This window comes from Hongsoonwoonella zoysiae, from assembly GCF_013266695.1.
Lineage (GTDB): Bacteria > Pseudomonadota > Alphaproteobacteria > Rhizobiales > Stappiaceae > Hongsoonwoonella > Hongsoonwoonella zoysiae.
This window is the reverse complement of the sequence record NZ_JABRXF010000001.1, coordinates 1406300-1425191: the sequence shown is the minus strand read 5'-3', so window position 1 is coordinate 1425191 and position 18892 is coordinate 1406300. Positions and strand designations below refer to the sequence as shown.

At 59.6% G+C, this 18892-nt stretch carries 19 protein-coding genes; 8 read left to right on the top strand and 11 right to left on the bottom strand.

The genetic code is table 11. The features are described 5' to 3' along the window. Positions 1-100: 100 nt before the first annotated feature. The 4 genes from HPQ64_RS06635 to HPQ64_RS06620 all read right to left on the bottom strand — a co-directional run bounded on the left by HPQ64_RS06635 (position 101) and on the right by HPQ64_RS06620 (position 3781). Positions 101-892: a glucose 1-dehydrogenase gene (locus tag HPQ64_RS06635; RefSeq protein WP_172888548.1), complete on the bottom strand. Its 792-nt coding sequence runs from the start codon at positions 890-892 to the stop codon at positions 101-103. A gap of 192 nt (positions 893-1084) precedes the next feature. Further along, on the bottom strand, positions 1085-1351 hold the full coding sequence (locus HPQ64_RS06630) for a Txe/YoeB family addiction module toxin (RefSeq protein ID WP_172887524.1): 267 nt from the start codon (positions 1349-1351) through the stop codon (positions 1085-1087). After that, on the bottom strand, positions 1348-1605 hold the full coding sequence (locus HPQ64_RS06625) for a type II toxin-antitoxin system Phd/YefM family antitoxin (RefSeq protein WP_172887523.1): 258 nt from the start codon (positions 1603-1605) through the stop codon (positions 1348-1350). Before HPQ64_RS06625 ends, HPQ64_RS06630 begins: the two co-directional genes overlap by 4 nt. A gap of 265 nt (positions 1606-1870) precedes the next feature. Beyond that, positions 1871-3781 carry a propionyl-CoA synthetase gene (locus HPQ64_RS06620; RefSeq protein ID WP_172887522.1) on the bottom strand — a complete coding sequence of 637 codons (1911 nt, stop codon included), beginning with the start codon at positions 3779-3781 and terminating at the stop codon, positions 1871-1873. A 450-nt stretch (positions 3782-4231) separates the two neighbouring features. Between HPQ64_RS06620 and HPQ64_RS06615 the strand changes: the two genes are divergently transcribed. Beyond that, a complete protein-coding gene (locus tag HPQ64_RS06615) occupies positions 4232-5740 on the top strand; it encodes a hypothetical protein (RefSeq protein WP_172887521.1) in 1509 nt (502 codons plus the stop codon). Positions 5741-6252: 512 nt separating this feature from the next. Here the strand turns inward: HPQ64_RS06615 and HPQ64_RS06610 are convergent. The 4 genes from HPQ64_RS06610 to HPQ64_RS06595 form a co-directional block, all read right to left on the bottom strand. Then, positions 6253-6732: a DoxX family membrane protein gene (locus HPQ64_RS06610; protein ID WP_172887520.1), complete on the bottom strand. Its 480-nt coding sequence runs from the start codon at positions 6730-6732 to the stop codon at positions 6253-6255. A gap of 184 nt (positions 6733-6916) precedes the next feature. Next, the gene (locus HPQ64_RS06605; protein WP_172887519.1) at positions 6917-7345 is read right to left on the bottom strand and encodes a GFA family protein; all 429 of its coding nucleotides are present in this window, start codon (positions 7343-7345) and stop codon (positions 6917-6919) included. Between the two features lie 128 nt (positions 7346-7473). After that, positions 7474-8061, bottom strand: a complete 588-nt coding sequence (locus HPQ64_RS06600; protein WP_172887518.1) for a hypothetical protein — start codon at positions 8059-8061, stop codon at positions 7474-7476. A 216-nt stretch (positions 8062-8277) separates the two neighbouring features. Further along, positions 8278-9177, bottom strand: a complete 900-nt coding sequence (locus HPQ64_RS06595) for a LysR family transcriptional regulator (protein WP_172887517.1) — start codon at positions 9175-9177, stop codon at positions 8278-8280. A gap of 106 nt (positions 9178-9283) precedes the next feature. Between HPQ64_RS06595 and HPQ64_RS06590 the strand changes: the two genes are divergently transcribed. Beyond that, a complete protein-coding gene (locus tag HPQ64_RS06590) occupies positions 9284-9553 on the top strand; it encodes a hypothetical protein (RefSeq protein ID WP_172887516.1) in 270 nt (89 codons plus the stop codon). Positions 9554-9557: 4 nt separating this feature from the next. On the opposite strand, the gene HPQ64_RS06585 is transcribed toward HPQ64_RS06590, so the two are convergent. Further along, positions 9558-10430, bottom strand: a complete 873-nt coding sequence (locus HPQ64_RS06585) for a LysR family transcriptional regulator (protein WP_172887515.1) — start codon at positions 10428-10430, stop codon at positions 9558-9560. A gap of 136 nt (positions 10431-10566) precedes the next feature. Here HPQ64_RS06585 and HPQ64_RS06580 point away from each other — a divergent pair, with 136 nt between their 5' ends. From HPQ64_RS06580 to HPQ64_RS06570, 3 genes are all read left to right on the top strand, one after another. Continuing rightward, positions 10567-10830 (top strand): DUF4242 domain-containing protein, encoded by a 264-nt coding sequence (locus HPQ64_RS06580; RefSeq protein ID WP_172887514.1) that lies wholly within the window; start codon positions 10567-10569, stop codon positions 10828-10830. A gap of 141 nt (positions 10831-10971) precedes the next feature. Further along, on the top strand, positions 10972-11736 hold the full coding sequence (locus HPQ64_RS06575) for a sulfite exporter TauE/SafE family protein (protein ID WP_172887513.1): 765 nt from the start codon (positions 10972-10974) through the stop codon (positions 11734-11736). A 245-nt stretch (positions 11737-11981) separates the two neighbouring features. Beyond that, a complete protein-coding gene (locus HPQ64_RS06570; RefSeq protein ID WP_172887512.1) occupies positions 11982-13625 on the top strand; it encodes an acyl-CoA synthetase in 1644 nt (547 codons plus the stop codon). 1353 nt (positions 13626-14978) lie between these two features. On the opposite strand, the gene HPQ64_RS06565 is transcribed toward HPQ64_RS06570, so the two are convergent. Next, positions 14979-15158, bottom strand: coding sequence for a YdcH family protein (locus HPQ64_RS06565; RefSeq protein ID WP_172887511.1), 180 nt, complete (start codon positions 15156-15158; stop codon positions 14979-14981). Between the two features lie 393 nt (positions 15159-15551). Between HPQ64_RS06565 and HPQ64_RS06560 the strand changes: the two genes are divergently transcribed. The 3 genes from HPQ64_RS06560 (at position 15552) to HPQ64_RS06550 (ending at position 17463) form a co-directional block, all read left to right on the top strand. After that, the gene (locus tag HPQ64_RS06560; protein WP_172887510.1) at positions 15552-15761 is read left to right on the top strand and encodes a YdcH family protein; all 210 of its coding nucleotides are present in this window, start codon (positions 15552-15554) and stop codon (positions 15759-15761) included. Between the two features lie 107 nt (positions 15762-15868). Continuing rightward, on the top strand, positions 15869-16366 hold the full coding sequence (purE, locus tag HPQ64_RS06555) for a 5-(carboxyamino)imidazole ribonucleotide mutase (RefSeq protein WP_172887509.1): 498 nt from the start codon (positions 15869-15871) through the stop codon (positions 16364-16366). A 5-nt stretch (positions 16367-16371) separates the two neighbouring features. Further along, complete coding sequence (locus tag HPQ64_RS06550) at positions 16372-17463, top strand: 5-(carboxyamino)imidazole ribonucleotide synthase (RefSeq protein WP_172888547.1); 1092 nt, start codon at positions 16372-16374, stop codon at positions 17461-17463. On the opposite strand, the gene HPQ64_RS06545 is transcribed toward HPQ64_RS06550, so the two are convergent. Then, positions 17435-18865: an MATE family efflux transporter gene (locus tag HPQ64_RS06545; RefSeq protein ID WP_172887508.1), complete on the bottom strand. Its 1431-nt coding sequence runs from the start codon at positions 18863-18865 to the stop codon at positions 17435-17437. The genes HPQ64_RS06550 and HPQ64_RS06545 overlap by 29 nt on opposite strands. Positions 18866-18892 lie beyond the last annotated feature (27 nt).

The window sequence follows — 18892 nt, the reverse complement described above, 5'->3', positions numbered from 1 at the left end:
ATTCCGGCGAGGCGGGAACGACTTCCGACCGGCGCAAACGCCACTTAACGCTGCGTGACATTCGCCCGGAGAAGACTTATCCCCGCCCGGGCTGCCGGCTTCAGCCTTCGTCGGGAACCGCCACCGTGTAGTTGAGCGGCATGCGCCCGCCATCGGCGTAAATCGTCTGTCCGGTGATGTAACTTGCATCGTCCGACGCCAGGAAAGCGGCGATGCCCGCGATCTCCTGCGGCTCGCCGATGCGGCCCATGGGCGTGCGCGACAGGATGCGCGCCTTGGCCGCCGGATCCGCATTCACGGAAGCCAGCATGTCCGTCATGATGGAGCCGGGGCCTATGGCGTTGACGCGGATGCCGTAAGGCGCAAGCGAAAGGGCTGCGACCTTGGTGAGCTGGTTCATGCCGCCCTTGGAAACCGAATAGGGAACCTGGGTGGGGATCGCCAGAACCGCATTGACCGACGACATGTTGATGATCGCGCCCGCCGGGCCGCCCTGCTTGACCCGCTCCACCATGTTGCGGGCGACGGCCTGCGAGCACAGGAAGGCGCCCTTCAGGTTGATCGACAGAACCCGGTCGAAATCGGCTTCGTCAAGGTCGAGAAAATCCGCCCCGACAACGATGCCGGCATTGTTGACCAGAATATCTATATCGCCATAGGCATCCAGCGTGCCGGCAACGAGATTGCGCACATCCAGCTTTTCCGAAACGTCGCAGTGAATGTAGGTTGCCTCGCCGGTTTCCCGCAGTTCGGTTTCGGCCGCCTGACCCTTCGCCTCGTCGACATCAGCAATGACGACGCGCGCGCCATCGGCGACGAAACGCCGCGCGATCGCAAGACCGATACCGCTGCCTGCGCCGGTGACGATGGCTACCTTGTTTTCCAGAGACACGAGATCCTCGCTCAAAAACCTTCAATGAAGGCGGACCTTAGTGCGCAAGGCCGGGCTTGTCGATGACATGATCAAGCGGTTGTGAATATAACGCTGCGTCGCGAGCCTACTAGAGGCTTTAAGGCGCTGAACGCCTTGGCATTCATGCAAGGCAAGAGCCGATTTTCAGCCAGTGGGAAACCGCGGCGACGCTCAATAGTGATATCGGCAAGCCGCAATTTCGAGCGATTGCGCTTCGCCCGATCCATTGACCCGATAAACGAAGCGATGTTCGCCCGTGATGCGCCGCGACCACCATCCCTTGAGGCTGCCTTTCAACGGCTCCGACTTGCCCAGCACCTTGAGAGGCGAGCGTTTCGCATCCTTGATCAGGGCGTTGATCTTCAACACGACCGCACGGTCGCTTTCCTGCCAGTAGAGATAATCTTCCCAGCCGTTTTGGGCCCAGACGAGCCTCATTCATCGCCCGTCGGATCACGCTCCACGCCTTTGCCGGCATCAAGCTCGGCAATGGATTCGATCAGCCTTTCGGCGTTTTTCGGGCTGCGCAGAAGATGGATCGTCTCCTGCAACCCTTCGAACTCCTCCTCCGACAGGACGACGACCGATGCGCCCCCGCGCCGGGTCACGACCAGCGGCGCACGACTTTCCACGACCTCATCGAGATGGGCGGCAAGTTTCTGCCGGAATTCCGTAAAGCCGACGTGGGGCATGGGACGATCTCTTGAAAGCGATGTACAGGAATGTGTACACCGACGAAACAAAGATCAATAGCCGCCTGTTGTTGCGGGGCGCGAATTTCGAAACCGCGAGTCTTGTTTGCCACCCTTACCCGGCGCTCGCGCGCCGACCTCTCCCACCCAAACTCGGGCGTTCCCGAGTTTGTAAGATGGATGGCGAAGTCGGAAACATCCGACTTCGCGGGAGGGAGAGGTGCTGGAGATCGTGGCCAAGGCACTGAAAAAGGAATTCCTTCCCTCACTTCACGCCGATGCCGTGCTCGCGCAAGGCTTCGCCGATCTCGTCGAGGATCGCCGGATCGTCGATCGTGGCGGGGATCTTGAACTCTTCGCCGTCGGCGAGCTGGCGCATGGTGCCGCGCAGGATCTTGCCCGAACGCGTCTTCGGCAGCCGGTCGACCGTAACCGCAAGCTTGAAGGCCGCCACCGGGCCGATCTGCTGGCGAACGAGGCCGACAAGCTCCTTCTCGATCTCTTCATGCGGGCGGTTGACGCCGGATTTCAGCACCACGAAGCCGCAAGGCGTCTGCCCCTTGAGCTGGTCCGCAAGGCCGATGACCGCGCATTCGGCGACATCCGGATGGCTTGCCAGAACCTCTTCCATCGCGCCGGTGGAAAGGCGATGCCCGGCGACGTTTATGATGTCGTCCGTGCGCGCCATGATGAAGAGATAGCCGTCCTCATCGATCACGCCGGCATCCGCCGTCTTGTAGTAGCCGGGGAACTCGTCGAGATAGGCCTTGCGGAAACGGTCGTCCGCGTTCCACAGCGTCGGCAGGCAGGACGGCGGCAGCGGCAGCTTCACCACCACATTGCCGAGCGTGCCGGCGGGAACCGGGTGGCCCGCATCGTCGACCACCTGCACGTCATACCCCGGCATGGGCACCGTGGGCGAGCCGGGTTTCACCGGCAACATGCCAAGCCCCAGCGGATTTCCGACGATGGCCCAGCCCGTTTCCGTCTGCCACCAATGGTCGATCACCGGAACCTCGAGCTTTTCCTCCGCCCATTTGATCGTGTCCGGGTCCGCCCGCTCGCCGGCGAGAAACAGCGAGCGGAAGGAGGAAAGATTGTAATCGGCGATCAGCTTGCCGTTCGGATCCTCTTTCTTGATCGCGCGAAAGGCGGTGGGTGCCGTGAAGAGGCTTACGACGTTGTGCTCCGATATCACGCGCCAGAAGACACCGGCATCCGGCGTGCCGACCGGCTTGCCCTCGAAGACGACGGTCGTCGCGCCATGAAGAAGCGGCGCATAGACGATGTAGGAATGGCCGACCACCCAGCCGACATCGGACGCGGCCCAGAAGACCTCGCCGGGATCGACATCGTAATGGTTCTTCATCGTCCACTTGAGGGCGACCATATGGCCGCCGTTGTCACGCACCACACCCTTCGGCTGGCCCGTGGTGCCGGAAGTATAAAGGATATAAAGCGGATCGGTCGCCGCGACGGGAACGCAAGCGACCTCGCGCCCGGCGGCAATGGCGTTGTCCATCGCCTCGCCGAGGTCGTAATCGCGGCCCTCGATCAGCGTGGCGATCTCCTGCTCGCGCTGGAAGACGAGGGTGGCGGAAGGCTTGTGCTTCGACTGGTCGATCGCGGCGTCGAGCAGCGGCTTGTAGGCGACGACGCGGCCGGGCTCGATACCGCAGGAGGCGGAAACGATCACCTTGGGCTTGGCATCGTCGATGCGGGTGGCAAGCTCGCTCGCCGCGAAACCGCCGAAAACGACGGAGTGAATGGCGCCAAGCCGTGCGCAGGCGAGCATGGCCATCACCGCCTGCGGGATCATCGGCATGTAGATGATGACGCGGTCGCCCTTCTCCACCCCGCGATCCTGCAACACGGCGGCAAGCGCCTGCACCTGATCCAGCAGTTCCTCGTAGGTGTAGGCGGCCTTTTTACCGGTGATCGGGCTGTCGTAGATGAGCGCGGGCTGGCCGGGGCGGCCACGCTCCACATGACGGTCCAGGCAGTTGTAGCAGGTGTTGCACTCGGCACCCGTAAACCAGCGCCCGTATGTGCCGGCGGAAGCGTCGAACACCTTGTCCCAGGGCTTGATCCAGTCGATCTCCTGCGCCGCTTCCGCCCAGAAAGCTTCCGGATCGGCCTTCCACGCCGCATAGACTTCCGCGTACCGGCTCGCCATGACGCCGTCACCTCCCTCAGGCTGATTTCGAATGCTCTTGCGGCTTCAAGGCAAGTGCTTGATGCCGCTCGAGCGTTCCGACGCGCTTCACGCACGCCCTCCCCCATTACCCGCGAGAGTGCGGAAATCACGGCCCAAAGGCAAGGCCATGCGGCATAGGATATTGGACGGATGGGGGGAGTGCGTAGGAGGAAAGGAGGGGGCTTTATTCCACTAACGCGCGCCAAAAAGAGGTGACATCAATCTCAGGGAACAAATACTCATCGGCGACCGTATTGCACGCTGCTATGGATTCAATATAGAAATAACAGATTATCAGGATCCAACTAAATCAGTAAACGGACAGTCTCGTAAATTCCAACCATAAGCACCTCCGTTAAAATGAAATAGAATTATAAACAAAGAATTCTATTTCATATTTTGATTAATAAAAAGATTATTGGAGAAATCATGAGAAAAGATAAGCTCAAATCTATAATAAAAAAATCTGTAACCCTTTCCAATAGCACAGACAATCTTATTCGACACCTCGCTCAATTCGAAAATGAAAATGGGCAGCCATTCAATACAAAAAAACCAATCCCTAATACAGATAGTTCGGTCTCTCAAATCGTCTCGCGTATACAGTCATGTACGGGCCTAATTGCCGAATTCGAGAATGCTACACGCTTTAACCTGACTCCATTAGAAGCGCTTGTAAATTTAGAGCAATCTCTCGATCAAACCAAAGTCCATATCGACAGATTAGTGCAACAGGTCGTCGGTATAAAACAAGCCCACGGCGGCCTACGGACATTTGATTACTCAAACTTTAATGCATTAGCAAATAATAATAATAACATTAATATTCATGCATATTTCAATAACGTATATAACACGACGGAAGACCTTCTAAAGAGGTTATTCGAAAATCTCTTTATTCTAAAACCGAAATCCTCTTATAGCTTCCAAGCAGCTGCAAATTCTCTTACCTCTCTGATTAACGATACCTATGATAAATTTACGTCCTTAGACAAAACCTTAAAACAGCTATCAATTACTGAAAAAGAACTAATATCAAAGAATGATGAAGCCTCAAATCAACTTGATGAAATTAAAAGATTTAAAACAGACAGCGATAATGATCGACAGACGATAGCTGAATACCTTAGTCAAGCCACAAGTCAAAAAACAGATATCCAAACAATTCAAGATGAAGCATCTGAACTGCAAGCCACAGTTAACGACTACCAAGAAACCTTCAACCAATTTCAAAAACAGCTCGATAATAGAAATAATCAATTTGCTGTCGGTGAGAGGAAATTTGATGAAATAATCAATAAATTTGAGGAGCAGAATATTTATATAAGCAACTTGGTACGTAGCGCAGAAGACATGATGTCTAAAGCAACTGTCGCTGGACTTGCTTCAAATTTCAAGAAAATGTCGGAGCAGTTAACTAGCGAACTCCAATCCGCACGCCGCGCCTTCTACGTCGGCATTATATTTTTAACATTTTCTGCCCTACCTTTATTTGTATTAGTTGTTTTACCGCTGATAACCCTCGTAATTGACATACTCCCTCTCAATATCAATTCTGCATCATACGTCGCGAACACCGGCGAGGCTCAAAATGGCTGGGCATATTTAAGCAAAGTCCTTGGCCGTATCGCTATACTCCTGCCCGCAGGATGGTTTGTCTCATTTGCAGCTATTCGGCACTCGTCTTTATTTCGCCTTCGCGAACACTACGCCTATAAGTATTCTATGGCAGTTGCCGTTGAGGGTTTCAAACAGCAAGCTCCGCAGTATGAGCAAGAAATTGCAGCGTTAGTTCTGGAGCAACTAGCATTTAATCCAGCAGATAAACTCGTGCCCTCCAAGGAAATAAAAGAAGGGAAAATTCCGGGGATTGGGGGATTCCTTCTTGATAAGATCCGTAAGAAAGTAGAACCGAACACACATTCGGAACCTTCGTAGTTATTACAATTTTCCGCCAACTTGAACGCGAAAACCCAATGCATTGGTTACTGGATGCCCGCCTGCGCGGGCATGACACCAGAGTTTGTGGCTGTGCCTTTCCCTCCCCTACTCGTCTTTGCCGGGCTCGACCCGGCAATCCATTACACGTCCGAGAAAATACCATGGATGCGCGGATCAAGCCCGCGCATCCAATTACCGCTGAAGCCATATGGGTCGCCGGGTCTGGGCCCGGCGATGACGAAGGAAAGGACACGGCGCACGGAGAGGGTGCATCAGGCGGAAAGGATGCGGCGTGTGGCCGGGGACGCCCGCCCTCTTTTGTCATGCCCGCGAAGGCGGGCATCTGCGGCGGAACATGCGCGGCGCTGCGCGTGACAAAACGGCTCGGCGTGTTGAGGGAGTCCCGAACGTCACGGCGCGTGGAAAGAGGTTCCCCGATCAAGCCGAGGACAAGCCCCGCCTTCGCGGGGATGACAGGAGTGATGCGGCGGCGGCGATGACGACGACCGTCAGGCGGGCTCAAGCCGCCGTTTCGCGCGGAGAGTGTCGAGCGCCAGCGTGTCCTGCTCGCGAAAGGCGATGAGCAGCAGGCAGGCCGCGAAAGTGATGCTTGTCGGGTAAAAGACGTGCGAGTTGAAGACGATCCTGTCCACGCCTGAGATGTACCAGCGGAAGGGATCGAAGATCGCCCACCAGACCATGACCGCCGTCGACCCGTTGATCAGCGCCTGAACGGGCAGCACAAACCTGCGCCACAGACCGAGAACGCAGAGCGCGCCGACCAGCGCTTCGCCGGCGCCGGCGGCAAGACCCACCGCCGCCTGCAACGTGCCGTCGAACTCGAAAGCGCGACGGACGGCGAGCGGCGCGCTGCCGCTGACCACCTTGTTGAGGCCGAACCAGACGAGCAGAAAGCCCGTCGTGACGCGAAGCGAAAGCAGGGCGATCCGCCGCGCCGAGAGGGAGGTGGTCCACTGATCGATTGTCATTCGGAAATTCTCTCACGCGCGAAGAACGAGACATGGCTGGACAGGGCCGAAACCTTCCGGCCCTGAAGGCGGCACCATATCACCGGAATTGCAAATCAACGGCGAATAAAACGCGCGCGAGCGCGCCGTCGCGCGGCGCGCTACCGCGACCGTAACCCACGAGGCGGGGAACGCCTGTGAGGGATCATTCCGGCATCGGCTCTCCCGTCCCGCCAAGCTCGACCGGGAAATCCTTCAGCTTGGGCAGGCCATCCTTCATCGGAAGGACCGTTTCCGCGTAGTTGACATGAACGCCGGGCACGAATTCCACCGTGGGAATGGTGGCGGCATAAACGTCCACCAGGCCCCAGTGCGGATGATCGGTCATCACGTGGCCACCGCACTTGGTGCAAAACTGCCGGTCGCTACGATCCGTCTTCCTGTAATGGCCGAGGGATTCCTCCCCCCTCGTGACTTTCACGGTGCCATGTTTCCAGAGCGTGAAGGCATTCACCGGCCCGGCCGACCAGGAGCGGCAGGAAGAACAATGGCAGTAGCCCATCGCTTCGGGGACGCCGGTGACTTCCACCTCTACGGTTCCGCAGAAACAATTTCCCGTGTGTTTATCGGTCATACCGTTCCTCGCCCTTCGAAGACAGGAACGCCCAGGTCCGTGACCTGGCGTTCCATGAAAGCGGCCATTCAACAACCAGCAGGTAAAGCCGCCGCCCGGGGCTGAACCCGGGCGGCGGCAGACGCCTGTCAGCTTTTGTGATGCTCGCAGGTGACGGCGGCGTTGAACGGTTCCAGATCGCCCGAAGGATTGGCGCGGAAAAGCCAGACGTGCTGGTCGTAGTGGGGCATGAAGCCGTGCGCCTCGTCCTTTTCGGTATCCGCGTTGTCGGCCATGTGATCCCACGTGCGGCCGTTGATTACCGGCGGGTCGCCGTGCGTGGCCGTCCAGGCCTTTTCGAAGACGAGGTTCTCTATCCCGACGAGAATGAGCGAGCCGTCGGCCTGCGGCTCGTAAAGCAGGATCGCCGGCTTCATGAAATCGGTATGCGTGCTTTCCCCGTCGACACGCGGCTTGTCGCCCGTGATCTTCAACATCGCGGGGTGAATGTAGTGAATGCCCATGGCGCCGAGCGCGGGGTCGAGACCTTCCGCCTCCGCCGAAACGCAATGGCCCGACGGATCGGCGATGAAGCCTTCGGCGAGCGCGACGTTCACGTCCTTGTATTTTTCCGTGGCCGCGCGAAGCGCATCGAGATCGTAATCATCCGCGAACGCCGCGGCTCCGCACGCGAGAACAGCGGAAAATGCGAGTACAACCAACCGGCTCGATTTCATGGCCGGATCCTCCCTGATGCCAGCCCAACCGGGCGCTGGAGCGCTTTCCGCGAAAGGTGAAGCCGCCTTCGCGATCAGGAGTCGCTCCCGGATCGATATCGTCCTGGCCCGTGCCGGCGCAGGATATCACAATGCCGAATTCCGCGACGTAAAATTATGACTGATGCGGCGCCGAACCATGCTGCCCGCCGGATTGCGCCGCGCCGCAAGGCGAAGTCAGGTCGCCTTCGCCCGCTCCCTGAGCGCTTTCGTGATGAAATCGATAAAGACGCGAAGCTTCGGCGGCTCGAACGGCGTGTTCGGACGAACGAGGCTCAATGTGCTCGGCAGGCTTTCGCAATCCGGCAGGACGCGGACGAGCCGGCCCGCCCTGAAGTCCTCCACCAGGGTGATATCGGGAAGAAGCGTGATGCCCATCCCGCGCAGGGCCGCCGCGCGGTGCGTGGCAAGGTCCGTCACGCCAAGGCGCGGGCGGATCGGCACCGTCACCCAGCCGCCGTTGCAGGCGAACGTCCACTCGTTGGGCCGGAAAGGGTCCAGCCAGTGGACGCTGTCATGGTCGATCAGATCTTCCGGGCGTTCCGGCACGCCCTTCCTAGCGAGATAGTCCGGACTGGCGACCGGCACGAAGGCAATGTCGACGATGTGATGCGCGATCATGGAGGAATCTGCCAGTTCGCCCGAGCGTATCGCCGCGTCGAAACCTTCGGCGACGAGGTTTACCAGCCGCTCGGAAAGATCAAGCTCCAGGTCGATATTGGGGTGAGCCTCCACGAAGTCGAGCGCAAGGGGCGCGATCCAGTCCCCGCCGATGCCGGGCGGCGCGGTGATGCGCAGGCGCCCGCGCGGCTGATTGCCCGCGGCCCGGATCTCGCCGTTCAGCGTGTCTATCTCCTCAAGGATGGAGGCGGCGCGCGGCAGATAGGCCTCCCCCGCCTCCGTCATGCTGATGTGGCGCGTGGAGCGGCGCAGAAGGGTGACGCCGAGCTTCGCCTCCAGCTCGGCCACATGGCGGCTGACGGCGGTGGTCGACATGGCGAGCTTGCGCGCGGCCTCCGAGAAGCTGCCTGCTCTTGCGACCGCCACGAAGACGGACATGGAAAGATGCTGGTTCATGATAATCCCAATTTTTGGGATAGTGTTTTCTGAAATTACATTATTATCCCGAAATAGGCTAGCACCTAGATTGCCATCAACGACACTCCGACCGTTGGAGGCGATGATGGCTCATTACGATGCACATACGACACGGCCCGCTTCCGCCGGCCTTGCCCAATGGCTGACGGACGCTTTCTTGCGGTTTCGCTTTGCAGGAAACGCACCCTCGAACGAAAAACCGGAGGCAGCCTGCAAGACGGCGCTCGACGCCGAAACCTCGCGCGATGCCGGTGTCTGCCGGGAATATCACGGCTATTCGTCATCCCGTGGCCTGAGGCCGGGCCGCGACCCGTACCGAACGGCGGAGCGCATCCGCGCGGGCCTGCCCGGATAAGGCATCACCCGGGCCACTGAAAGGCCCGGGCCGCCCGCACGAATGCCGCGACCGCAGGCGAAAACGGACGGCCCGGCACGGTGACGAGCGTCACGTCCCGCTCCACCACGGGCTCTATCAACGGGCGCTGCTGCAACTCCGGAATGGTGACCGAATATTCCGGCATGAAGGCGAAGCCGATGCGCGCCAGCACCATGGACTGCACCCAGTCCTCCCGCTCCGAACGGAAACGGGCGTAAAGCTCGACACCCGCATCGGCGCAGGTTTCCATCACCATCTCGCGCATTTCGCACGACAGGCGATCGACGTAAGGCTCGCCGGAAAGATCCTTCAAGGTCACTGCGTTCAGGCTGCCCAGGCGATGATCGGGCGGGAAGACGACCACGTAACGCTCGCTGTAAAGACGGTGGCCGTTATAGCCCGCGCGCAAGCCCTCAAGCGGGTTCAAGAGCGCCGCATCGAGCGCGCCGTCGTCAAGCCTTTCCTCAAGATCGGCGACGCTGCCCTCGGTAACCGCGACCTCGACGCCGGGATAGCTGCGCTGGAACTGCGAGAGAAACCGCGACAGGCGCACAGGGCCAATGGTGGAAAGAACGCCGAGGCGCACGGGCACCTGATCGAGAAGGCGGTAACTGTCGGCAAGCGCGCGCGTCGTCGCCGCCTCTTCCGCGATCTTTTCCAGATGCGGCAGCATGGAGCGGCCGAACCCGCTTATCGTGATGCGCTTGCCCTCCCGGTGAAAGAGCGGCGCGCCAAGCTCCGCCTCCAGCGACTTCACCGCCTTGGTGAGCGCGGGTTGCGAGACGTTGCAATCCACCGCGGCGCGCGTGAAGTTGAGATGCCTTGCGGCGGCGAGCACATATCTGATCTGCGCCATTTCCATGGGCGGCCTCGCGCATTCTCCCCCGCCCCATCATTCCCCGAGGTTATCGAACGATCAAATATCGGTCGTTCAGGTGAGGGCAAGAACGCGCTTCAATTACCGTCATCGGACATGAATGCAGGAGGAACAAATGACCGTCTACATGGTGGAGCGCGAGCTCAAGGGCATCGCGATGGAAGACCTTGCGGCCGCGCAGAAGGCGGCGATCGAAACGGGGCGCAAGATGACGGCAGAGGGCACGAACGTGCGTTACATCCGCTCCACCTTCGCGCCCGACGACGGGCGCTGCATGTGCCTGTTCGAAGCGGATTCCGGCGATGCCGTCAAAAAGCTCAACGACGATGCCGGTATTCCTTACGTCAAGGTCGTCCGGGCAATGGACCTGACGCCCTGACGGTGATCATGACGGCCGCACCGGATAGCCGCGCGAGGCGCCTCGCGCGGCTTTTTGCACGGCCATGACGGGGTCCGGGATTGCGTTCCAAACACCTCTCGGCAAGAGTATGGCGACCTGTCGAGAGGCCCACCACCGCGCATGACACCCATCGCCGATCCGATATTCTACGCGCTGGCCGTTCCGGCCGTGTTCCTCGTCGGCCTGTCGAAAGGCGGCTTCGGCGGGTCGATCGCACTGCTCGGCGTACCGATGATGAGCCTTGCCATCTCGCCCGTGCAGGCTGCGGGAATCATGCTGCCGATCCTGGTGACCATGGATATCGTCGGCCTGGTCGCCTATCGCGGCAAATTCGACAAGGCGAGCCTCAAGATCCTGCTTCCCGGCGCCGTTATCGGCATCGCCATCGGCTATTTCACAGCCGCCTTCGTGACGGAAGCGCATGTGCGGCTGATCGTGGGGCTGGTCGCGCTTCTTTTTTCGCTGAATTATTATCTCGGGCGCGCGAACCGGGGCGAGGCGCGCCCGCACAAACCATGGCGTGGGCGCTTCTGGGGCGTCGTCGCGGGCTTTACCAGCTTCGTCAGCCACACCGGCGGCCCACCCTTCCAGATGTACATGCTTCCGCTCCGGCTCAACCCGGTGCTGTTTGCGGGCACGGCAATCATCTTTTTTTCGACCGTCAACGCGATCAAGCTCGTGCCCTACTTCCTGCTCGGCCAGTTCGACGCGACGAACCTCGCGACCTCCGCAGTGCTCCTGCCGATCGCCCCCGTTGCCACGCTCTTCGGCGTATGGCTGGTTCATTACGTGAAGGCCGAAACCTTCTATCGCGTGACCTACGCCATGGTGCTGGCGATCTCGTTCAAACTGATCTGGGACGGGCTCGGTGCATTCTTGAAATAGTTATTGTGCACCGCAAAAAGCAATTGATCCTAGTCACCCGAATCTGAAGTTCGTCTCAATGCCCGGCATGCTCTGAACGAACTTCAGATTCAAAAGGGTGACTAGCAAATATATGTTTCTAGTGTGGTTTTCGGATTTGAAATACGCTCTGGAGGATGCTGCTATAGTGAGGCGTGTTTCAAATCCACCACACTAGGAGCGTTTGGCGCTTTCATGACGGTAACGATGTTTGGGAGGACTTCACGATGACCGGCACCGAAGGCGCCAGCCCCTTTACGCGCGATCTCGACAAGAACCCGGCGAATTACGCGCCCTTGTCGCCCTTGAGCTTCCTTGCCCGGTCCGCAGCCGTGTTTCCCGACCAGACGGCGATCGTCCACGGCGGCCAGCGGCGCAGCTACGCCGAATTCTACGCGCGCTCCCGCCGGCTCGCTTCCGCCCTTTCGAAACGCGGGATCGGCAAGAACGACACGGTTTCCGTGATGCTTTCCAACACGCCGCCGATGCTGGAGGCCCACTACGGCGTGCCGATGACGGGGGCCGTGCTGCATTCGCTCAACACCCGTCTCGATGCCGCGATCGTCGCCTTCCAGCTCGACCACGCGGAAACGAAACTCATCATCACCGACCGGGAATTCGCGCCGGTGATGAAGGAGGCACTATCGCTCGCAAAGGTGAAACCCGTAATCGTCGACTATGATGACCCGGAGTTTCGCCAGGACGGCGAAATGCTTGGCTCCCTGGAATACGAGGAACTCGTCGCCGAGGGCGATCCCGATTTCAATTGGTCCCTGCCCGGCGACGAATGGGACGCGATCTCACTGAACTACACATCCGGCACGACGGGCAACCCGAAAGGCGTGGTCTATCACCACCGCGGCGCCTATCTGCTGGCGCAGGCGAACGTCATTACCGCCTCCATGGGCAAGCATCCGGTCTATCTGTGGACGTTGCCGATGTTCCACTGCAACGGCTGGTGCTTTCCCTGGTCGATATCCGTCGTTGCTGGAACGCATGTGTGCCTGCGCTGGGTGCGGCAAAAGCCGATCTGGGATGCGCTGGCCGATGAAGGCGTGACCCACCTCTGCGGCGCGCCTGTCGTCATGTCGACGATCCTGAACGCCGCCGACGCCGACAAGCGCGACCTGGAGGGGCGGATCGTCGAGTTTTTCACCGCCGCAGCACCCCCGCCGGAATCCGTGCTGGCGGCGATGAACGACGCGGGCTTCAACGTGACGCACCTCTACGGCCTGACCGAAACCTACGGCCCCGCCGTGGTGAACGACTGGAAGGGTGAGTGGAGCGACCTTCCCTCCGACGAGCGGGCCGCGAAAAAAGCCCGCCAGGGCGTGCGCTATATCGCGCTTGAGGACCTGACCGTCATGGACCCGCAGACGATGACGCGCGTGCCCGCCGACGGCAAGACCATGGGCGAGGTCATGTTCAAGGGCAACGTGGTGATGAAGGGCTACCTCAAGAACCGCGAAGCGAGCGAGGAGGCCTTTGCCGGCGGCTGGTTCCACTCCGGCGATCTTGGCGTGCTTCACCCCGACGGCTATATCCAGCTCAAGGACCGCTCGAAGGACGTGATCATCTCCGGCGGCGAAAACATTTCCTCCATCGAGGTGGAGGATGTGCTGTTCAAGCACCCGGCGGTGCAGGCGGCCGCCGTCGTCGCCAAGCCCGACGAGAAATGGGGCGAAACGCCTTGCGCCTTCGTGGAGGTGAAGCCCGGATCAAGCGTCACGCCGGAAGAGCTGATCGAGTTCTGCCGTGCGCGCATGGCCCGCTTCAAGGCGCCGCGTCATGTGGTCTTGACGGAACTGCCGAAAACCTCCACCGGCAAGGTGCAGAAATTCCAGCTGCGCGAGATGGCGAAGGAGGTTTGAGCGCAAAGCGGCGCTGCTCTCATCGGATGACGCATCCTGCGACCCGCAACGCATCTTCGTGCTTTAGGCAAGATCGCTCCTCCGACACAGGGAGCGAGGTCGTCATTGCCGGGCATGATCTACGGCCGTGAGGTTAACATCAACCAGTATTAACGATCGCTCTGTTATGGGAGTGAGCAGTGCATAAACTCATCCCCGGCGCCGCCCCGGACAGGTGAAGCGCAAGCCGAACGCTGATCCGGGGACTTAGCCATGGATTCTTATCGGACCGCCGACGTCTCTCTGGGAAGCTTGAAACAAATTCCTGATGATTTACCTACCGACTTATGCGGGCGCCATCTAATGATTATCTTCCCAATAACAGAAATCTACTATATCTGTGCATTTGCAAACCAATACATGTCTTAAATTTACATCTTTATTATCTCGACCAAGTTCTATATTTCTAATTACCAAATCGACTCTATTTTCCAATAGATAATTATTTACGATGTCTCGGATAGATTTAATATGATTTCTCGCCAATTCTAAATCAGCCTTTTGCTCTTCCGTCTGCCGAGATTGCGGGAGTTCGTTCTTTTGAGAATCCATAAGAATAATCCCCTCAAATTGATCTTGATCCAAACGCTTTCAAATGGTGCGTGTATAAATAATACATAAATATCACTTTAGGTCAAATTTCTCTGATCAAATATCCATTTTACAACCTTGAATTGTTATAATAGAATAACATCGAATTCATACCTAATGAACCTTGACGCACTGAGTAATAACCACCAATTTGGGCTTGATTCAGTTATTTGCGGTGCTGTCGCTGAATGGCCGCTCAGATCCGAAATCTGAAGGTGTTCGGATTTTTTGCTGTCGACACATCGTCAAATCGACCGCCTACGCCCGGCTTACTGTCGAAACCCGACATTACTGTTTATGGGTGTGCACGACCTAATTCTCTTCGCCGATTACGGCAAAAACTCGAACGATACGCGGCATCGCTCCACTGAAATCCTTATCGACCTCGCATCTTGAGCCGCGTTTAGGGCCCAGGTCCGGCTCTGGATGACGGCGGAGGGTGGGCAAGCGCAGCGCGAGCTCCCCACGCAGATATCTTGACCGGACAGCAACGGGCTTGACCCGGCAACCCATCAGGCATTGGCGATACGCGCCGACGCTGCATGGATACGCGGGTCAAGCCCGCGCATGACGAGCGGAGGCGTATTCGCGAAAATTCCGGCCGCAGCCTTTGCGGCAAAGCGAAAATCGGGCCCGAATTCACAACCGCGACCACCGCAAAAGAAAAAGCCGCGACGGAAGCGCCGCGGCTCTTTTCACGGGGACGCACCAACCTGTCGAAGGTCAGTGCAATGTACTGGACGACCTCAATCGCTCAATCTCATCTTTCACGACCAATTTCTGCCGTTTCAGATCGTGAAGCTCAAGAGAATCTACAGACGGGTGCGACATAAGCTCTTCGAGCTTGCGCTCCAAATCCTTGTGACGCCTCTCAAGCTCACTCAGATGAGAATCCAGGGACATGGATTGACCTCCTTGGCGTGTGGTCGTTGACGGGAAAATTCTGACACAGATTTCCCTTCGCTGTCGAATGTTTGATGGACACGTTTTCGACAGATCATGCAGTTTAGCCGGCAACCCTTTACCCGCCTTGACCAATTTCAACGACGCGGGTTCTCCACAAGTTTTCCACCTGGCGTGGAATCGGTCTTCTTGCCGCATTCACGCGCAATTCATCCGCCGATCGGCCGGATGCGGGCTTGTATTTCCCCACCTCGATGGAAGAACGGATTTTCGGCGACCGTCAGAACTTCGCCGGACGCCGGCCGATCTCGCGGGCTGCCCACTACCGCCAAACAATCGTGCGAAGTATGATGGACGAAAATAAGGCCGGGCGGGGATTTCCGGAGTGGGTCCATGAACGACACGGATAACGAAAAGGCTTTACGCATCGAACTTGCCAAATTGCGCCAGGAACACAGGGACCTGGATATGGCGATCGGGGTCATGGCGGACACCGGGCGCTGCGATGCGCTTCAACTGCAACGGCTGAAGAAGAAGAAACTTTACCTCAAGGACCGTATCGCCACCCTTGAAGACCAGCTTTTTCCCGACATCATCGCCTGACCCCCCACCCAGCACTTTTCGGCCCGCCCCGCATCTTCCCTTGCGCAAGGGCGTTCCGCCCCTATAATCCGCGGCCTTCGCGGAACCGACACGACCTCGGGGGATGAATGACGAAAATACCGCCGCCGGTGGCGATCATCATGGGAAGCCAGTCGGACTGGGCGACGATGAAACACGCCGCCGACATTCTGGACGCGCTTAAAATTCCCTACGACGCGCGCATCGTTTCCGCCCATCGTACCCCCGACAGGCTCTACGATTTCGCGAAATCCGCAAAGGGCGAAGGCTTCAAGGTCATCATCGCGGGTGCGGGCGGCGCAGCCCACCTGCCGGGCATGACGGCGGCGATGACGCCGCTTCCCGTCTTCGGCGTGCCGGTGGAGTCCCGCACGCTGAAAGGTGAGGACAGCCTGCTTTCCATTGTTCAGATGCCGGCAGGAATTCCGGTCGGCACGCTTGCCATCGGCAAGGCGGGCGCGGCGAACGCGGCACTTCTGGCCGCCGCGGTGCTGGCGCTTCAGGACGAGGATCTTGGAAAAAGGCTGGAATCCTGGCGCGCGAGGCAGAGCGAAAGCGTGGCGGAAAAGCCGGTGGACGAGGCATGAACTCCATGACCGACGCGAAGCTTTCGCCGGGCGATACGATCGGCATCCTGGGCGGGGGCCAGCTTGGCCGCATGATCGCGCTTGCCGCCGGCAGGCTGGGCCTCAAATGCCATGTCTTCTGCCCCGACGAGGCGAGCCCCGCCTTCGACGTTTCAGCGGAAAAAACCGTGGCCGCCTACGACGACGAAAAGGCCTTGCGGGATTTCGCCGGAAAGGTCGATGCCGTCACATATGAGTTCGAGAATGTGCCCGGCGAGACGGCGGATATCCTGGCCTCGCTCCGGCCCGTGCGGCCCGGACCGCGCGCGCTTTCCGTCTCGCAGGACCGGCTGAGCGAAAAAACGTTCCTGCGCGAAGCGAGTATCCCGGTCGCGGATTTCGAAAGCATCGATTCCCAGGCGGGGCTGGACGACGCGATCTCGCGCTTCGGCGGGCGCGGCGTGGTGAAAACGCGGCGCTTCGGCTACGACGGCAAGGGCCAGATCATGATCCGCGAAGAGGCGGGTGCAACGGGCGCATTCTCCAGGCTTGGCGATGTGCCGGCCATCCTGGAAGCGCTTGTTTCCTTCGAGCGGGAGATTTCGGTAATCGTCGCGCGGGGGCTCGACGGCACGGCGCGAGCCTATGACGTTGCCGAAAACGTTCACGAAAACCACATTCTCAAGACGTCTTCCGTGCCGGCCGAAATCCGAAGCCAGACGGCGGCGCAGGCGCGCGAGATCGCCGAAAAGATCGCGGACGCGCTGGACTATGTCGGCGTGATGGGGGTGGAAATGTTTCTCGTACGCTCAGGCGAGGAGGAACGCATCATCGTCAACGAGATCGCCCCGCGCGTGCACAACTCCGGCCACTGGACGGAGGATGCCTGCCTCGTATCCCAGTTCGAGCAGCATGTTCGCGCGGTGGCCGGATGGCCGCTCGGCACCGCGGAGCGGCACTTCGACGTGACGATGGAGAACCTGATCGGCCATGACGCCGACGCCTGGCGCGAGATCCTGAACGACCCCGGCGCGCGGCTACACCTTTACGGCAAGGCGGAAACGAGGGCGGGCCGCAAGATGGGCCACGTCAACCGGCTGCGCCCGATAAAGCCCTGACAGGGGCCGCACCCGCGACAAGACCGTATCGATCCCTCCGGTGGAAGCGGTAGAGCGCGGCGACCGCGACGAAGGCAAGCCCCATGGCCAGCCCCCACCAGATGCCCAGTCCCTCAAGGCCGAGCGGAAAGGCGAACGCATAGGCAAGGCCGCCGCCCACGGCCCAATAACCAAGAGCGGCGATCACCATCGGCACGCGCGTGTCGGACAGTCCACGCAGGATGCTGCCGCCAACCACCTGCGCCCCGTCGAACAGCTGGAAGAGTGCCGCAACGGCCAAAAACGTTGCTCCAATGGCGATCACTTCTCCCGATTGCGCCTTGGCCTTGTCCAGAAAGAGCGCGACAAGTTCGTTTGGGAACGTCCACATGACGATGGCCATGACCCCCATGAAGGCAAGCGCAACGCCTGTCGCGACCCAGCCGGCACGGCCGACCGCCGCACTGTCCCTGTTGCCGGCGGCAAGGCCGACGCGGATCATGCCCGCCTGGCCGATGCCGAGCGGCACCATGAAGGTGATCGACGCGATCTGCAGCGCAATGCCGTGGGCGGCGAGCGGAACCGTGCCGAGCCAGCCCATGGGTATCGTGCTGCCCGCAAAGAGCGCCACCTCGAAGAGGATGGTAAGCCCGATCGGCCAGCCGAGCTTGATGATCTGGAAGAAATACGGCCAGTCGGTGCGCCAGATGCGCCCGAAGATGGCATAGCGGCGCAGCTTGCGATCCCGCAGGCAATAGGCGACGAGCAGGACGGTGGTGGAAAGAGCGGTTGCGACCGAAGCGACGCCCGCGCCGACGATGCCCATTTGCGGTGCGCCGAAATGCCCGAAAATCAGCACGTAATCGAACAAGGCGTTGACGAGGGCTGCGGCAACCGTCGCCCACAGGACCACCTGGGCCTTTTCCATCACCGTGATGAAATTGCGGATCGCCATCGTCGCCAGCGAGGGCGGCAGCGCGAACATCAGCACCTGCATGTAGAGGGCCGCGAGACGCGCGATTTCCGCCTCCTGGCCGAGCGCGAGCAGGATCGCCTCCGTGTTCCAGAGCAAAAGCAATGCGGGCACGGAATAAAGCGCAACGACCCAGAAGCCCATGCGAACGGCGCGGCGCAACTCACGCGGATCCCTTTCCCCGCGCGCCTTGGCGGCAAGGGGAATGACCGCCTGCAGCACGCCCATGCCGAAAAGCCAGATGACAATGTAAAGGTTGAAGGCGAGCACCATGGCGGCGAGCGGCTCCGCCCCCAGCCAGCCGACCATGACGACATCGGTCGTGTTAATCGCCATTTGCGCAAGCTGGGCGCCCGCGATCGGGCTGCCAAGGGCGAGGGTCGGCCAGATGTCGCTCTTCCAGAGCGACGAAAGCCCCCCACCCGACCGTATCGCGCCCGGCCGCGCCATCTCCGATCCTCCAGTAATGCTGGCGGG

Excerpts from the sequence above, each read along its gene's own strand:
- HPQ64_RS06545 (WP_172887508.1), bottom strand. The coding sequence starts at position 18,865 with ATGGCGCGGCCGGGCGCGATACGGTCGGGTGGGGGGCTTTCGTCGCTC.
- HPQ64_RS06605 (WP_172887519.1), bottom strand. The coding sequence starts at position 7,345 with ATGACCGATAAACACACGGGAAATTGTTTCTGCGGAACCGTAGAGGTG.
- HPQ64_RS06565 (WP_172887511.1), bottom strand. The coding sequence starts at position 15,158 with ATGTCCCTGGATTCTCATCTGAGTGAGCTTGAGAGGCGTCACAAGGAT.
- HPQ64_RS06580 (WP_172887514.1), top strand. The coding sequence starts at position 10,567 with ATGACCGTCTACATGGTGGAGCGCGAGCTCAAGGGCATCGCGATGGAA.
- HPQ64_RS06625 (WP_172887523.1), bottom strand. The coding sequence starts at position 1,605 with ATGCCCCACGTCGGCTTTACGGAATTCCGGCAGAAACTTGCCGCCCAT.
- HPQ64_RS06585 (WP_172887515.1), bottom strand. The coding sequence starts at position 10,430 with ATGGCGCAGATCAGATATGTGCTCGCCGCCGCAAGGCATCTCAACTTC.
- HPQ64_RS06620 (WP_172887522.1), bottom strand. The coding sequence starts at position 3,781 with ATGGCGAGCCGGTACGCGGAAGTCTATGCGGCGTGGAAGGCCGATCCG.
- HPQ64_RS06550 (WP_172888547.1), top strand. The coding sequence starts at position 16,372 with ATGACCGACGCGAAGCTTTCGCCGGGCGATACGATCGGCATCCTGGGC.
- HPQ64_RS06615 (WP_172887521.1), top strand. The coding sequence starts at position 4,232 with ATGAGAAAAGATAAGCTCAAATCTATAATAAAAAAATCTGTAACCCTT.
- HPQ64_RS06590 (WP_172887516.1), top strand. The coding sequence starts at position 9,284 with ATGGCTCATTACGATGCACATACGACACGGCCCGCTTCCGCCGGCCTT.
- HPQ64_RS06600 (WP_172887518.1), bottom strand. The coding sequence starts at position 8,061 with ATGAAATCGAGCCGGTTGGTTGTACTCGCATTTTCCGCTGTTCTCGCG.
- HPQ64_RS06575 (WP_172887513.1), top strand. The coding sequence starts at position 10,972 with ATGACACCCATCGCCGATCCGATATTCTACGCGCTGGCCGTTCCGGCC.
- HPQ64_RS06570 (WP_172887512.1), top strand. The coding sequence starts at position 11,982 with ATGACCGGCACCGAAGGCGCCAGCCCCTTTACGCGCGATCTCGACAAG.
- HPQ64_RS06595 (WP_172887517.1), bottom strand. The coding sequence starts at position 9,177 with ATGAACCAGCATCTTTCCATGTCCGTCTTCGTGGCGGTCGCAAGAGCA.
- purE (WP_172887509.1), top strand. The coding sequence starts at position 15,869 with ATGACGAAAATACCGCCGCCGGTGGCGATCATCATGGGAAGCCAGTCG.
- HPQ64_RS06610 (WP_172887520.1), bottom strand. The coding sequence starts at position 6,732 with ATGACAATCGATCAGTGGACCACCTCCCTCTCGGCGCGGCGGATCGCC.
- HPQ64_RS06630 (WP_172887524.1), bottom strand. The coding sequence starts at position 1,351 with ATGAGGCTCGTCTGGGCCCAAAACGGCTGGGAAGATTATCTCTACTGG.
- HPQ64_RS06560 (WP_172887510.1), top strand. The coding sequence starts at position 15,552 with ATGAACGACACGGATAACGAAAAGGCTTTACGCATCGAACTTGCCAAA.